Below are 15,244 nucleotides of genomic sequence, written 5' to 3' on the forward strand. Positions count from 1 at the left end.
AGGCCTAGTGTATGCGAGGATTTTTCATTCAACAAACTGGACATTTATCCAGTGTCTAAATACCATTGTTATAGATACAAAACACAGGCTAACTCGCTATTATGCAATGGATTCTTGAGTACCAATCTCTCATTCTCTCTTCTCTTTGTGCTGCCACGCTTAGTGGTGTCGCTGCCGGTTGGTGGGTGAAACAGCGTTTTATCACCCAAACTCAGCTTCTCGAGCAACAACTTGTTTCAGAAAAACAGCTTCATCAACAGCAACTTGAACAGGTCAAGCAAAGCCTTGCCGATGCTCAGCAAGAGTTGGATGAGTTAGATGATGAGCGCGATAAAGCCGCATTTGAAGTGCGTCAAACGCACGGAAAGCTGATGGCAGCTATGGAAAAGCTGCGTTACTTCGAGGCTGTAAAGCAAGAGCGCCAGCAATACTTTGATGAGCTTGGTCAAATGCGTGAACACAAATCACGTCTAGAAACGCAGCTGCGTGAACAGCAAGCTCGCCATGAGCAAATTAACCAAGCTAATGCCGAAAAACTGCAAATTTTAGAACAAGCAGAAGCACGCTTGAAACAACAATTTGAGCACTTGGCAAATCAACTGTTTGAAGAAAAAACCGCGAAGGTCGATTTGCAAAACCGTCAGAGTTTAGAAGGCTTGTTGTCACCGCTTAGAGAACAGTTAGAAGGGTTCAAAAAGCACGTTAATGACAGCTTTAGCCAAGAAGCTAAAGAACGCCATACCCTAGTGCATGAGCTGAAAAACCTGCAACGTTTGAACGAGCAAATGACGCGCGAAGCGGTTAATTTGACCCAAGCGTTGAAAGGGGACAACAAACAACAAGGTAACTGGGGCGAAGTGGTGCTCGCTAGGGTACTTGCCGAATCTGGCTTGCGTGAAGGGCACGAATATCAGACTCAGGTGAACTTACAAAATGAAGCAGGCAAGCGTTACCAACCTGATGTCATTGTTCATCTCCCACAAAACAAACAAGTGGTTGTGGATTCTAAAATGGCGCTGGTTGCCTATGAGCGCTACTTCAACGCCGAAACTGATGCTGAGCGCGATCAGGCTTTGAATGCGCACTTAGCTGCTCTACGTGCACATATCAAAGGGTTAAGCACGAAGGACTACCACAAACTCAAAGGTATTCAGAGTTTGGACTATGTACTTATGTTTATTCCGGTTGAGCCGGCGTTCCAAGTCGCGATTCAAGCCGATCCGAGTTTGATTAAAGACGCGATGGAGCAAAACATCATTTTGGTGAGCCCAACAACGTTGCTGGTGGCATTGCGCACCATTGATAATCTATGGCGCAATGAACGCCAAAATGAAAACGCCAAAATGATTGCGCAGCGTGCGACAAAACTCTACGACAAATTACGATTGTTTGTAGACGACATGGAGGGGCTCGGCGGTGCGCTGGATAAGGCGAATCAAAGCTATCAAGGTGCGATGAATAAGCTTGCCACAGGGCGCGGAAATGTGATTCGCCAAGCCGAAAGCTTTAAACACTTGGGAGTTGAAATTAAACGACCGATTTCTTCCGACCTCGCGCAGTTAGCGCAGAGTGATGCATTTTCAGAAAATGACCCGTTAGTAGAAAGACATCCGGCTGAGGATAAAGTAAACTAATCGCCCGCAGTGCAGTGGGCGATTTTATTTGTCAACAAACGCCCCGTAGAGGAAAGCGCTGCCTAAGAGGAATTAGAATGACGGACACAAGTTTGCAATCCAATACAGCGTTAGAGAATGAAACCACTCACTTTGGTTTCTCTACAGTGGCAAAAGACGAAAAAGTGACTAAGGTTGCCGAAGTATTCCACTCCGTGGCAACAAAATACGACATCATGAATGACCTGATGTCAGGTGGTATTCACCGCCTTTGGAAGCGCTTCACTATCGATTGTAGTGGCGCTCGCCCTGGCCAACGTATTCTTGACCTAGGTGGTGGTACGGGGGATTTGACGGCGAAATTCTCGCGCATTGTTGGCGATGAAGGCCATGTCATCCTTGCCGATATCAATAACTCAATGCTTAACGTTGGTCGCGATAAACTGCGTGATAACGGTATTGTGGGTAACGTGCATTACGTTCAAGCCAACGCAGAAGAACTGCCGTTCCCAGATGATTATTTTGATGTCATCACCATCAGTTTTTGTTTGCGTAATGTGACTGACAAAGACAAAGCGCTTCGTTCAATGTTCCGCGTACTGAAGCCAGGCGGCCGTCTATTGGTGTTGGAATTTTCAAAACCAGTGCTAGAGCCGTTATCGAAAGTATACGACGCATATTCATTCCACTTGTTGCCGAGAATCGGTGAGCTAGTTGCGAATGACTCAGAGAGTTACCGCTACCTAGCGGAGTCAATCCGTATGCATCCAGACCAAGAAACGCTGGAAGGCATGATGCAAGAAGCAGGTTTTGAAAACACCAAATACTACAACTTAACTGGTGGTATTGTGGCTTTGCATCGCGGTTATAAATTCTAAGGGTTAACGGCATGCCATTTGAACCACTTATCACCGCTGTGATTGAAACGTCACTGAATACACTGATCAAAGACGACCCTGCATTGGGCCGTCGTTTAGCGCGTCTAAAAGGTCAAGTTATTCAAGTTCACCTGAAAGAGATCAATAAAACACTGACATTCGTTTTTAGTCAGCAAATTGATGTGCTCGGTCATTACGAAGGGCAGCCTAACTGCTATCTATCGCTCAACTTGAGTGTGTTACCAGAGCTGCGCGATCAGGCCAACATCACTCGTCTTATTAAACAAGATAAACTTGAACTCGAAGGCGATATTCAATTGGCGCAGAAATTCTCTCAGTTGATGGTGGATTGCAAACCAGATGTTGAAGAGTGGTTGTCTCGCGTGACTGGCGATGTCGCCGCACATACCTTTGTGCAAGGTTCAAAAAACATCGGCAACTTTCTTGCGTCTCAAGCAGAAAAACACCAGCGTCATCTTGCGCAAGTAGTGACTGAAGAATGGAAACTGGCTCCCGCTCCGTTAGAAGTGGCCTATTTCTGCGACCAAGTTGATGAGGTTCGCAGCCAGGCTTCTCGCATTGAAGCTCGTTTAACGGCTTTGCTGAATAAGCTGGATGCAGATAAGCCTGCATTGGAGAAACCATGACGCCAGCAGAACTAAAGCGCTTATACCACATCGCCAAAGTACAACTGGAATACGGCTTAGATGAGCTGCTTCCCGATCACCAACTGACCAAAGCTCCGCTTTTACTGCGCAAAAGCTTGTTTTGGATTAAGAACAAGCACCCAGAAAAACCACTCGGTGAACGTCTGCGTTTAGCACTGCAAGAGCTGGGGCCGGTTTGGATTAAGTTCGGTCAGATGATGTCGACGCGCCGTGACTTATTTCCTCCGCATATCGCTGATCCCCTAGCTTTACTTCAAGACCAAGTCGCTCCTTTTGATGGCGAGTTGGCAAAAAAGCAGATGGAGCAAGCATTAGGTGGTCCGTTAGAAAAATGGTTTACCGAGTTTGATATCAAACCACTGGCGTCTGCGTCGATTGCTCAGGTACATACTGCGCGCATAAAAGACACTAACCAAGAAGTGGTATTAAAGGTTATCCGCCCAGATATTCGCCCAGTCATTGATTCAGATCTAAAACTGATGCACCGAATGGCGCGTATAGTCGCCGGAGCGATGCCTGAAGCACGTCGTTTAAAACCAGTTGAAGTCGTGCGTGAGTACGAGAAAACCCTGCTTGATGAACTCGACTTGCGACGTGAGGCGGCGAATGCCATTCAGTTGCGCCGCAACTTTGAGGGCAGCGAAGAATTGTATGTTCCTGAAGTTTTTCCCGACTTCAGTAATGAAACTGTCATGGTTTCTGAGCGAATATATGGCATTCAAGTCTCTGATATTGAAGGCTTGAAAGCAAATGGCACCAATATGAAATTGCTCGCGGAACGCGGTGTGAGTGTGTTCTTCACTCAGGTGTTCCGAGACAGCTTTTTCCATGCCGATATGCATCCGGGTAATGTGTTCGTCAAACCCGAACATCCAGAGAACCCAATGTGGATAGGGCTAGATTGCGGAATCGTTGGTACACTTAATAGCGAAGACAAGCGTTATCTGGCGGAAAACTTCCTGGCGTTTTTCAATCGTGACTACCGCCGAGTGGCGGAGTTACATGTGGATTCAGGGTGGGTGCCTGCGGATACCAATGTCGATGAGTTTGAGTTCGCGATTCGCATTGTGTGTGAGCCTATTTTTGCTAAGCCATTGTGCGAAATCTCCTTTGGTCATGTGTTGTTGAATTTGTTCAACACGGCACGTCGATTCAATATGGAGGTTCAGCCACAGCTTGTACTGTTGCAAAAAACGCTGTTGTACGTGGAGGGGCTTGGTAGGCAGCTATATCCTCAACTCGATTTGTGGGAGACCGCAAAACCATTCCTGGAGGAATGGATGATGAATCAAGTTGGGCCGCAAGCTCTAGTGAATGCGATTAAAGACCGCGCACCATTTTGGGCAGAGAAATTACCTGAACTGCCAGAGCTACTTTACGATAGCCTGAAACAAGGTAAAGCGATGAATCAACGTATGGATCAGCTTTATCAAGGGTATCGCCAGAGCAAGCGCCAGCAGGCGACAGGAAAGTTTTTGTTTGGCGTTGGCGCGACTTTAGTCGTATGCTCGGCAATATTGGTGAACGATGCTTTTGAGCAGCTTTCGTTGGCCTGCGGTATCGCAGGTGTCACATTTTGGCTGCTTAGTTGGCGAGCTTATCGTCAATAGACGTTAAACTCTTGAAATATTTTTGTTTGTTTAAAGACCCCGAGGTAAAGAGAATGGGTGGTATCAGTGTTTGGCAACTTCTAATCATTGCTGTAATTGTTGTATTGCTATTCGGAACAAAGAAACTACGTGGTATCGGTGGCGATCTGGGTGGTGCCGTTAAGGGCTTCAAAAAAGCGATGAGCGAAGATGAACCTGCGAAAAATGACAAAGACGCAGACTTCGAACCAAAAAGTCTAGAAGAGCAGCAGAAAAAAGAAGCTGCTCCTGAAACGAAAAAAGACAAAGAGCAGGCGTAAAACGTGTTTGATATCGGTTTTTGGGAACTGGTATTAATATCTGTTGTTGGTCTGGTCGTTCTTGGGCCGGAGCGTTTGCCTCATGCTATTCGCAGCGTGTCTCGCTTTATCGGTGCCGCTAAGAGTATGGCAAATAGCGTCAAAGACGAATTGTCACACGAGCTGAAAGTCCAAGAGCTGCAAGAAAACTTGCGCAAAGCAGAACAAATGGGGATGGATGATTTATCCCCTGAGTTGAAATCTTCAGTTGAAGAGTTGAAGAAGGCAGCGCAATCTGTAAATCGTCCTTACGCAAAGAACACCGATTCAGAGGCTGAGCCTGTAAAAACAGAGCCAGCAGCAGAAAAGGTAGAGAAAGCGGAAGAGAGCAAGGTTACAGCGGCAGATAAGAAAGCCGAATAGTCTCATTAGGAGGAGCTACTAGTGATTGGTAGCTCCTTTTTGATCTGGTTTTTAATAAGAGGTTTGCCATGTCTACCGTCGAGCAGACACAACCTTTAATTAGTCATTTGTTGGAGCTTCGCAACCGACTACTGCGCTCAATCCTCGCAGTGTTGGTCGTGTTTGTCGGACTAATTTATTTCTCTAACCACATTTACGAGTTTGTTTCCGCACCTTTAGTAGAACGTCTACCTGAAGGCGCGACCATGATTGCTACGGATGTAGCGTCACCTTTTTTTACGCCACTTAAGCTGACGTTAATTGCTTCGGTATTTATTGCGGTGCCGTTTATTTTGTATCAAGTTTGGGCCTTTGTAGCGCCAGGTTTGTACAAGCATGAACGTCGATTGATCATGCCACTGCTGTTCTCTAGTTCGCTATTGTTCTACTGTGGAGTGGCATTTGCCTACTTCGTGGTATTTCCATTGGTGTTTGGCTTCTTTACCGCCATCTCTCTTGGTGGAGTAGAGTTTGCAACTGATATCTCGAGTTATCTCGACTTTGTGCTGGCGCTATTTATGGCGTTTGGTATCGCATTTGAGGTGCCTGTTGCGATTATTTTGTTGTGTTGGACTGGGGCCACTACACCAGAAGATTTAAGACAGAAACGTCCTTATATTATAGTGGCTGCGTTTGTCGTAGGTATGGTGTTAACGCCACCAGACATGATCTCGCAAACCTTACTCGCTATTCCGATGTGTTTACTGTTTGAAGTCGGTTTGTTCTTCGCGCGTTTTTATACTCGTCGAAGCGAAGAAGTAGAAGCGGAAACCGAAGAATAAGGCTAATCTAGATGTGAAAAGCGGCTCAATTGAGCCGCTTTTTTTGCGGTTGGTTTTTTCTTGGGCTAATTACTTAACTTTCATGACGTAACCACATTTTGTGCATACGTATACTTCCTTGATGCCCAGCAGCTTTTGAAAAAAACTGCGCGGTACGCGTTGTAAGTAAGCACCATGTGTACACACTTCAACTTCCATATTCATGCTGTTTTACATTTGTGCTAATTAATGGGCGTAAATCAGTATAGAAAAATAATGTGTCGAGTTGTCGACAGTTTTGCAAAGCGGACGAAGTAAAGTGACGATATGAGAAGTAAGTAGAGTTGCTAGTTAATTATTATGTTTATCAATAATTTTGTATGGATTGTTCTACTATTTCAACGGGTTGAATCGTTCATTCAATAGTTTAGGTGATAAAAAAGCGACGTTGATTTCGTCGCTTTTTTCAATTCTCGTGAATTAAATATTAAACAGCTTTTTGGCATTCTCAGTCGTTATGGCATCGATGGTTGCGATGTCGACATCACGCAAGTCGGCAACACGTTGTGCAACGAGAGAAGTGTAGGCTGGTTCATTACGTTTACCACGGTGTGGCACAGGCGCTAAATATGGACAGTCGGTTTCTAAAATGACCCACTGCATATCCAAATGTGGAATGACTTTATCCATCCCGCCATTCTTAAAGGTCGATACGCCACCCAAGCCTAAGTGGAAGCCTAGCTCATTGATTGCTTGCGCTTCTTCTAAGCTGCCTCCAAAACAGTGGAATACACCACGCAGACGACCATCTTGCTCTTGTCTTAGCAAAGTGAGTGTTTCTTCAATCGAATCACGAGTGTGGATAACGACTGGTAAGTCCATCTCTTTTGCCCAGTTAAGTTGAGCTACGAACGCCATTTCTTGCTCAGCACGATAGGTTTTATCCCAATACAGGTCGATACCGATTTCGCCCACCGCAATAAACTTGTGTTTCTCAAACCAACCGCGGATGATCTCCAACGTTTGTTCAACATTGCTGTCCACATAACAAGGGTGGAGTCCCATCATTGAGTGGCACACGTCAGGATATGCCGCTTCGGTTTGTAGCATGGGCTCAATAGAGTCCAGATCGATGTTTGGCAACAGGATTTTATTAATGCCTTGCGTTAAGGCGCGTTGTACTACTTCATCGCGGTCGTTATCAAATTCGCTGGCATAGATGTGCGCGTGGGTATCGATCATCGTTACTCTCTGTGCTTCATAGTTGGTTTCGTATTCGAAGTATACTTGAGTGTGAGTGCTGGGTCATTTTCAGTTTTTTTCATTACCTTTTTCCAGATTGTCACTCGCAACATGCATCAAGAGTGATATGATTTTGTTCACCAGATGATTTGATCATCATAACCGTCCAGACAAGGAGAAAATGGTGTCTGTATCAATTCAAGGTCCATTCCCTGCACGCCGTATGCGTCGTTTACGTAAGCACGATTTTAGTCGTCGTTTGATGGCTGAGAACCAACTTTCTGTTAATGATCTGATTTACCCAATGTTCATTCTTATGGGTAAAGATCGTCGTGAGAGCGTGGAGTCCATGCCGGGTGTAGAGCGTTTGTCGATTGATTTAATGCTAGAAGAAGCACAATACCTTGCAAATCTAGGCGTTCCAGCAATCGCGCTTTTCCCTGTCGTAAACCAAGACGCTAAAAGCTTATGTGCTACTGAAGCCTACAACCCAGAAGGTTTGGTTCAGCGAGCAGTACGAGCGCTTAAAGAACACATTCCTCAAATTGGTGTAATCACAGACGTGGCACTCGACCCATTCACGACACATGGCCAAGACGGCATCATCGATGAAGATGGCTACGTAATGAATGATGAAACCACAGAAGTATTGGTTAAGCAGGCTTTGTCTCATGCAGAAGCGGGTGCTGACGTAGTCGCGCCTTCAGACATGATGGATGGCCGAATTGGTAAGATCCGCGAAGCATTAGAAAACGCGGGCTACATTCATACTCAAATCATGGCTTACTCGGCTAAGTACGCATCGAACTACTACGGACCATTCCGTGATGCGGTTGGCTCTTCTTCAAATCTAAAAGGCGGCAACAAGAAAAACTACCAAATGGACCCAGCAAACATTGATGAAGCGATTCACGAAGTGGCGCTAGACATCAACGAAGGTGCGGACATGGTGATGGTTAAACCTGGTATGCCATACTTAGATGTAGTTCGCCGAGTAAAAACTGAACTTCAAGTACCGACATTTGCTTATCAAGTCTCTGGCGAGTACGCGATGCATAAAGCGGCGATCATGAATGGCTGGCTCAAAGAGCGTGAAATTGTGATGGAATCACTATTGTGCTTCAAACGTGCAGGTGCAGATGGCATCTTAACGTACTTTGCGAAAGACGTTGCTGAGTGGTTGGCAGAAGAGAATGCACAAACTGCTCAACACCTAAATCGTACTCCGGAAGCGACAGAAGAGTAATTATCGCTCAGTGAGAAATACCAGACCAACAAGAGTTGTTCGTCTGTATATACCCAAGTAACCTCAGGCGGATTACAACAGTAACAATCCAAGGTGCTTGGGTATTTTTATTTTGGAGAAGAGAACAATGACAATGCTGATTCGTGAAGGCACATTGGAAGAAGCACTTCAAGTTGTGGCGCGTGTTACCGAGTTTTCGAAAGGAGAAACGGTAGACTCCATGACTCAACGTTTAGAAGAGAAAAACAGTTTAATCCTCGTTGCAGAAAAAAATGGCACGATTGTCGGCTTCAAAATAGGTTACGAATTAGAGGATGGTGTTTTCTATAGCTGGTTAGGTGGTGTTGTCCCTGAAGCTCGAAATGAAGGCGTGGCACAACTGCTTTTGGAAGCTCAAGAGGATTGGGTGGCAGAACAAGGCTACAACACATTAAAAGTGAAATCTCGAAACCAGTTTCCGGCTATGCTTCGCTTGTTATTGAGAAATGGCTATATCATTGAAAAGTTTGAAGAAAAAGTAAATCTTCGAGAATCTAGAGTGCATTTCATTAAAGCAATGTGAAAATAAATGAGATTTTTTCTCATTTAACTGTTGACTACGAAATGAGAATCATTATTATTAAACCTGTCTTAGGGAATGAGGAAAGTTCACAAGGACGTTGAGTGACTTATTAACAGAAGTTAATTAACTGAAAGTTGAGAAGTGATGAAACATTTTTCCGAGAACTTGCACGAATTCTTTTTGACACGACATTGCTCACATTGCTTCCAGTGTAATTTATAGCTTCTTGGTTAAGCTGCTCTATTTACAGAATTTGCTTTACCACTTCTGCTAGGCGACCCCATTCGGGTCGCTTTTTTCTTTTCTACGATTTCTATTTGACGTCACTATTAATATCTTTTCCACATGCGATGATCATTTTAGGATCGTTGATCTTCTCGCCGTTATGCGAATTTATTATTATAAATCAATGATTTGAGTTGGTGTTTTCTTGTGTTTTTTGTTATTGGATAACCAGTGGATAATTTCTATAAACAGAGTTATCCACAGGAGGTGGTGTTTTCGTGAATAAAGTCGGAAAAATTTACGCGACCTAGATCGAGCGAACAAGATAGATTCGGATCAGCAGTCATGGCATCCTAGGCAGATCTCTCAAGTACTGAATTGGATACAGACAATTATGGCAAGTATTCCTGAAAATCCGTTGATCCTTATCGACGGCTCTTCTTACCTATATCGCGCTTTTCACGCCTACCCGGGCACCATGAGCAATGGTGAAATTCCAACTAATGCCGTTTACGGCGTCGTGAACATGTTACGCAGCATGATGCGTCAGTTTGCGTCTGAGCGCATCGCGGTGGTTTTCGATGCAAAGGGAAAAACCTTTCGTGATGATATGTATGCAGAATACAAAGCGAATCGTCCGCCAATGCCGGATGACCTGCGTTGTCAAATTGAACCATTACACAATGTTATTCGTGCAATGGGTTTGCCGCTGATCTGTGTTCCTGGCGTCGAGGCGGATGACGTCATCGGTACGTTAGCATACCAAGCATCACAAAAGGGCATGCCTGTATTGATCAGTACTGGTGATAAAGACATGGCGCAGCTAGTGGATGATAACATTACCTTGATCAACACCATGACGAACGTCGTAATGGATCGTGAAGGTGTGGTTGAAAAGTTTGGCATTCCACCTGAGTTGATCATCGACTACTTAGCACTGATGGGCGATAAAGTAGATAACATTCCTGGTGTACCGGGTGTCGGTGATAAAACCGCGACCGCACTACTGCAAGGTATTGGTGGTCTGACGAAGTTGTATGAAAACCTCGATGATATTGCAGGGCTTGGTTTCCGTGGTTCTAAAACCATGGCGAAAAAGCTCATCGACAACAAAGAAAATGCCATGCTTTCGTATGAGCTCGCGACCATCAAATTGGATGTTGAGCTTGAGGAAACGCCAGAATCATTGCTGAAAGCGGAACCAAATAAAGACGAATTAGTGAAGCTGTATGGCCAACTGACGTTTAAATCTTGGTTGAATGAACTACTTGAAGGCGGTTCTGGATCTGTGGAGGCTGTAGAGCTTGCAGGATCTTCACAAGCTTCTTCTTCTCAAGCCGAGATGGAAACTTCTGCGGTAACAATCGATCGCAGCCAATATGAAACAATTCTGGATAAAGAAACCTTCAATGCTTGGCTAGATAAACTTCAAACGGCTGAGCTGTTTGCATTTGATACGGAGACCGATAACCTAGATTACATGCTAGCGAATCTAGTTGGTTTGTCATTCGCTGTCGATGAAGGTATTGCGGCTTATGTGCCAGTTGCACATGACTATTTAGATGCGCCTGAACAGCTTGATCGTGATTGGGTACTAGAACAGCTGAAGCCAATTCTTGAAGATGCAGCGAAAGCAAAAGTCGGTCAAAACTTAAAGTATGATGCGTCTGTACTCGCTCGTTACGACATTGAGCTAAAAGGTATCAAGCACGACACGATGTTGGAATCGTATATCTACAACAGTGTCGGCGGTAAACACGATATGGACAGCTTGGCGCTTCGCTTCCTACAGCACAGCTGCATTTCTTTTGAGCAAATTGCAGGTAAAGGCAAAAATCAGCTTACGTTTAACCAAATCGAACTGGAACAAGCATCGCCATACGCGGCAGAAGATGCGGATGTGACCCTTCGTCTGCACAATCGCTTGTTTACTAATATCGAGCAGGATGAAAGCCTGAAGACAGTTTACGAAGAGATTGAAATGCCGTTGGTGCCAGTTCTTTCGCGCATTGAACGCACTGGGGTCTTTATTGATGAAATGAAGCTGAGTGCGCAGTCGGTCGAGATTACCGCTCGCCTTGATGAGCTTGAAAAGAAAGCGTACGAAATTGCTGAGCAAGAGTTTAATATGAACTCGCCAAAGCAATTACAAGCCATCCTATTTGAAAAAATGGGTTTACCGGTTGTGAAGAAAACGCCATCAGGCACACCATCGACGAATGAAGAAGTTCTGCAAGAACTCGCGCTAGACTACCCGCTACCAAAACTGATTTTGGAATACCGTGGTTTGGCGAAGCTAAAATCAACTTACACCGACAAACTGCCGAAGATGATCAACCCATCGACGGGACGTGTGCATACTTCTTACCACCAAGCAGTGACTGCAACGGGTCGTCTATCTTCTACTGATCCGAACTTACAGAACATTCCAATTCGTAACGAAGCTGGCCGTCGTATTCGTCAAGCGTTTGTCGCGCCATCAGGGCATAAAATCTTAGCGGTCGACTACTCGCAAATCGAACTTCGCATCATGGCGCACCTTTCTGGTGACCAAGCGTTATTGGATGCATTCCGCGATGGCAAAGATATCCACGCGGCAACCGCAGCAGAAATCATGGGTGTTTCTATTGAAGACGTTTCAAGTGAGCAACGTCGTCGTGCGAAAGCGGTTAATTTCGGTCTTATTTACGGCATGAGTGCGTTTGGTTTGGCGAAGCAATTAGGCATTCCTCGTGGTGAGGCTCAAGCGTATATGGATACATACTTTGAACGTTACCCAGGCGTGATGCAGTACATGGAAGACACACGCAGCACGGCAGCAGATAAAGGGTATGTTGAAACTATTTTTGGTCGACGTTTGCATTTACCAGAAATCAAATCACGCAACGGGATGCGTCGTAAAGCTGCTGAACGTGCGGCAATCAACGCACCAATGCAAGGTACGGCTGCGGACATCATTAAGAAAGCGATGCTGTTGGTTGATCAGTGGATTCAGGAAGAAGGCAATGGTCGTGTGAAGTTATTAATGCAAGTACACGATGAATTGGTCTTTGAAGTTGAAGAGTCATCATTGTCCGAAATTGAAAGTAAAGTACAGAAATTGATGGAATCTGCAGCAGAGCTAAAAGTACCGTTGGTTGCAGAAGCAGGTCACGGTGATAACTGGGATCAAGCTCATTAGTCACTTTTAGACCAAAATAACCAATTAATTATGAGCCAGCGCACAAACGCTGGCTTTTTTTTGAGATTAAAAAAGCTAGCGCAAAGTTAACTTTGATGTTGCTTAATAAAAGTTTCATGAAAAAAAACTACAAAAATTCTTTGCAATTCTGACCAATTGTTGTACATTAATACTCGTAGGGTACAGAGGTAAGATGTTCTATCTTTCAGACCTTTTGTTTCACGTTATTGGATTAGGCTGATTCAGCCGCCCCAGTCAGTTTTTGACTGGGGCGTTTTTTATTGGACGAAAGAAAATTATTCTTTTGGATCAGCAGCTTAAAGTTAGCCTTCAAAAACCTTCTTTTTTGACCTTTCTAAGTTACTGCAAAATCTCGATTTTTCCTTCAAATTTATTGCGTTATTCATCCTGTAAATTTACGCCAGTCACACTATTATTTTTTCTTGAAAGAAACTAAGTTACATCTTTTTGAAGATTTGCTTGGCTTAACTGTCTGAATTGTAACGCTATTGGGTGTTTTTGGAGTGAATGTTTGGTGATACACAGGAAACAAGAGCGCTTTTTAACCTATTGAAATCGAATCTCAGTTCAGCAATGCTTCGTCACATAACAATAATTACCAATTTTTCTCTCCCGTTATCCCTGCCAGGAAGGCGGGGATTTTTATTGCCTGTTATTTAGTTCAGATAAACAAAAGCCCCACCAAATGGCAGGGCCGTGTCGAAGAAATTTAACAAATATTGTTAATTATTCTTCATCGCTCGCTGGTATCTCTTGTTCGTCTTCTTCTATCAGGTGTGCTAGTGCTGGTGCAAACCAGGTATCCAGTTTTGCACGTAGCTGATCGACACCTAATCCTTTAAGTGAGGAGAACACATCAACAGAAACGTCACCACCGAAAGTTTCTACTTGCTTACGAACTTTCAGTAGAGTTTGTTTGCGTGCACCACTTTTTAGTTTATCTGCTTTGGTTAGCAAAACCTGCACAGGAATGTGGCTATCGATGGCCCAGAAAATCATTTGTTGGTCGAGATCTTTCATTGGATGACGAATGTCCATTAGAACCACTAAGCCTTTTAGGCACTCGCGTTTCTGTAGGTATTCACCCAAAGATTTCTGCCATTTGTTTTTCATTTCTACCGGTACTTGAGCAAAACCGTATCCAGGTAGATCGACAATGTGACAACCTTCTTCTACTTTGAAAAGGTTGATTAATTGCGTACGACCAGGTGTCTTTGATGTCTTGGCTAAGCTTTTTTGATTAGTTAGACGGTTAAGTGCACTCGATTTACCAGCGTTTGAGCGTCCTGCAAACGCAATTTCGACACCTTCGTCTTCCGGCAGGTGACGAATATCGGGTGCGCTGGTGATGAAATGCGTATTTTGGTAATGAATTTTTACGCTCACTGTTAACTCCATCTCGACTTTGTGTAGTCGATTGATTACTTTTTTGTGAAAATGTGTAAAATAACCGTGCTCGGCATAAGGTCGCCTATTGTACCATGAGTGTACGCGGTATGTTCACATTCCGTGGTACTGGAAGCTTGATAATTATAATGGAATGTCATGAAGAAATTAGCGCTAATTTTGAGTCTTTTAGCCAGTTGCTCAGTATGGGCCCAAGGTAATATTGAGGCTGGTAAAGCAAAATCACAAACCTGTGTCGCCTGTCACGGAGCAGATGGCAACAGTGCAATAACAACGTACCCGAAACTCGCAGGCCAACACGCTAAGTATCTTGAGAAGCAGTTAAAAGAACTTAAGCTAGGCATGACAAGTGGTGGTAAACAAGGTCGTTACGATCCTGTAATGAGTGGTATGGCAATGCCACTGAGCGATGAAGATATCGCAGACCTATCTGCTTACTACGCTTCGCTACCAGTTTCAGAAAACTCAACACCTGAAGATGTAGTAGCAAAAGGCAAAACGCTTTATACCGCTGGTGATGCCGAGCGTGGCCTAACCGCATGTATTGCATGTCATGGTCCTCGTGGCAATGGTACTGAGCTTTCAGGTTTCCCGAAAATTTCTGGTCAGCATGCTGACTACATCAAAGCTCAGCTAGAAAAATTCCGTGATGGCGACCGTGGTAATGATATGAATGCCATGATGCGCGACATCGCGAAGAAAATGACAGACGAAGATATCGAAGTGCTGTCTAAATACGTTGGCGGTCTGCACTAATATACCTAAATCGCTCAAGAACCTGCATCTTGAGCTGGTTGGGTAGATGTCCCTACATCGTTCGAGCAACTTGTACAAAAATGCCCTAGTGAATCCACTAGGGCATTTTTGTTCGTGACAGATATCACAGTCGAGTTTGGATACGAAAGCGATAGTTGGCTCGGCAGTTTGTGAGACATTTGCCATACTTGATGTTGGCTTTTTCTTGTTCGTGTTTTTAAGTTTTTGATTAAATGATAATTTTGATTTTTTAGAAAAATAGGCGGATTATTTTTTCAACCCATTACTTGTGAGCATAACGGGATGGCGTAAAGTAGAAGTCGTTCACAGGGAG

The 15,244-nt window shown here is 44.4% G+C and carries 13 protein-coding genes; 11 read left to right on the forward strand and 2 right to left on the reverse strand.

The features are described from left to right. The first annotated feature begins 101 nt into the window (after positions 1-101). From rmuC to tatC, 7 genes are all read left to right on the forward strand, one after another. Positions 102-1,634: a DNA recombination protein RmuC gene (gene rmuC, locus R7Q46_RS15620; RefSeq protein ID WP_213871811.1), complete on the forward strand. Its 1,533-nt coding sequence runs from the start codon at positions 102-104 to the stop codon at positions 1,632-1,634. 77 nt (positions 1,635-1,711) lie between these two features. Then, positions 1,712-2,491: a bifunctional demethylmenaquinone methyltransferase/2-methoxy-6-polyprenyl-1,4-benzoquinol methylase UbiE gene (ubiE, locus tag R7Q46_RS15625; protein WP_017635022.1), complete on the forward strand. Its 780-nt coding sequence runs from the start codon at positions 1,712-1,714 to the stop codon at positions 2,489-2,491. Between the two features lie 11 nt (positions 2,492-2,502). Continuing rightward, entirely contained in the window at positions 2,503-3,138 is a 636-nt protein-coding gene (locus R7Q46_RS15630; RefSeq protein ID WP_005379213.1) for an SCP2 domain-containing protein, read from the forward strand. Beyond that, positions 3,135-4,769 carry a ubiquinone biosynthesis regulatory protein kinase UbiB gene (gene ubiB, locus R7Q46_RS15635; RefSeq protein ID WP_005379226.1) on the forward strand — a complete coding sequence of 545 codons (1,635 nt, stop codon included), beginning with the start codon at positions 3,135-3,137 and terminating at the stop codon, positions 4,767-4,769. Before R7Q46_RS15630 ends, ubiB begins: the two co-directional genes overlap by 4 nt. 53 nt (positions 4,770-4,822) lie before the next feature. After that, a complete protein-coding gene (gene tatA / locus R7Q46_RS15640; RefSeq protein ID WP_005382958.1) occupies positions 4,823-5,068 on the forward strand; it encodes a Sec-independent protein translocase subunit TatA in 246 nt (81 codons plus the stop codon). Between the two features lie 3 nt (positions 5,069-5,071). Then, positions 5,072-5,470: a Sec-independent protein translocase protein TatB gene (tatB, locus tag R7Q46_RS15645; RefSeq protein WP_005382959.1), complete on the forward strand. Its 399-nt coding sequence runs from the start codon at positions 5,072-5,074 to the stop codon at positions 5,468-5,470. 68 nt (positions 5,471-5,538) lie between these two features. Next, complete coding sequence (gene tatC / locus R7Q46_RS15650; protein ID WP_005379234.1) at positions 5,539-6,291, forward strand: twin-arginine translocase subunit TatC; 753 nt, start codon at positions 5,539-5,541, stop codon at positions 6,289-6,291. A gap of 459 nt (positions 6,292-6,750) precedes the next feature. Here tatC and R7Q46_RS15655 read toward each other — a convergent pair whose 3' ends face one another. Then, positions 6,751-7,512 (reverse strand): TatD family hydrolase, encoded by a 762-nt coding sequence (locus R7Q46_RS15655; protein ID WP_017821949.1) that lies wholly within the window; start codon positions 7,510-7,512, stop codon positions 6,751-6,753. Positions 7,513-7,696: 184 nt separating this feature from the next. Here R7Q46_RS15655 and hemB point away from each other — a divergent pair, with 184 nt between their 5' ends. The 3 genes from hemB (at position 7,697) to polA (ending at position 12,726) form a co-directional block, all read left to right on the forward strand. After that, positions 7,697-8,758 carry a porphobilinogen synthase gene (gene hemB, locus R7Q46_RS15660; RefSeq protein WP_031777176.1) on the forward strand — a complete coding sequence of 354 codons (1,062 nt, stop codon included), beginning with the start codon at positions 7,697-7,699 and terminating at the stop codon, positions 8,756-8,758. Positions 8,759-8,885: 127 nt separating this feature from the next. Then, positions 8,886-9,320, forward strand: coding sequence for a GNAT family N-acetyltransferase (locus R7Q46_RS15665; protein WP_005379245.1), 435 nt, complete (start codon positions 8,886-8,888; stop codon positions 9,318-9,320). A gap of 619 nt (positions 9,321-9,939) precedes the next feature. Then, positions 9,940-12,726: a DNA polymerase I gene (gene polA / locus R7Q46_RS15670; RefSeq protein ID WP_213871813.1), complete on the forward strand. Its 2,787-nt coding sequence runs from the start codon at positions 9,940-9,942 to the stop codon at positions 12,724-12,726. 747 nt (positions 12,727-13,473) lie between these two features. Here the strand turns inward: polA and yihA are convergent. After that, positions 13,474-14,133, reverse strand: a complete 660-nt coding sequence (yihA, locus tag R7Q46_RS15675; protein WP_017635019.1) for a ribosome biogenesis GTP-binding protein YihA/YsxC — start codon at positions 14,131-14,133, stop codon at positions 13,474-13,476. Between the two features lie 159 nt (positions 14,134-14,292). Between yihA and R7Q46_RS15680 the strand changes: the two genes are divergently transcribed. After that, entirely contained in the window at positions 14,293-14,910 is a 618-nt protein-coding gene (locus R7Q46_RS15680) for a c-type cytochrome (RefSeq protein WP_005379248.1), read from the forward strand. Positions 14,911-15,244 lie beyond the last annotated feature (334 nt).

It is taken from the genome of Vibrio sp. 811 (assembly GCF_033339195.1).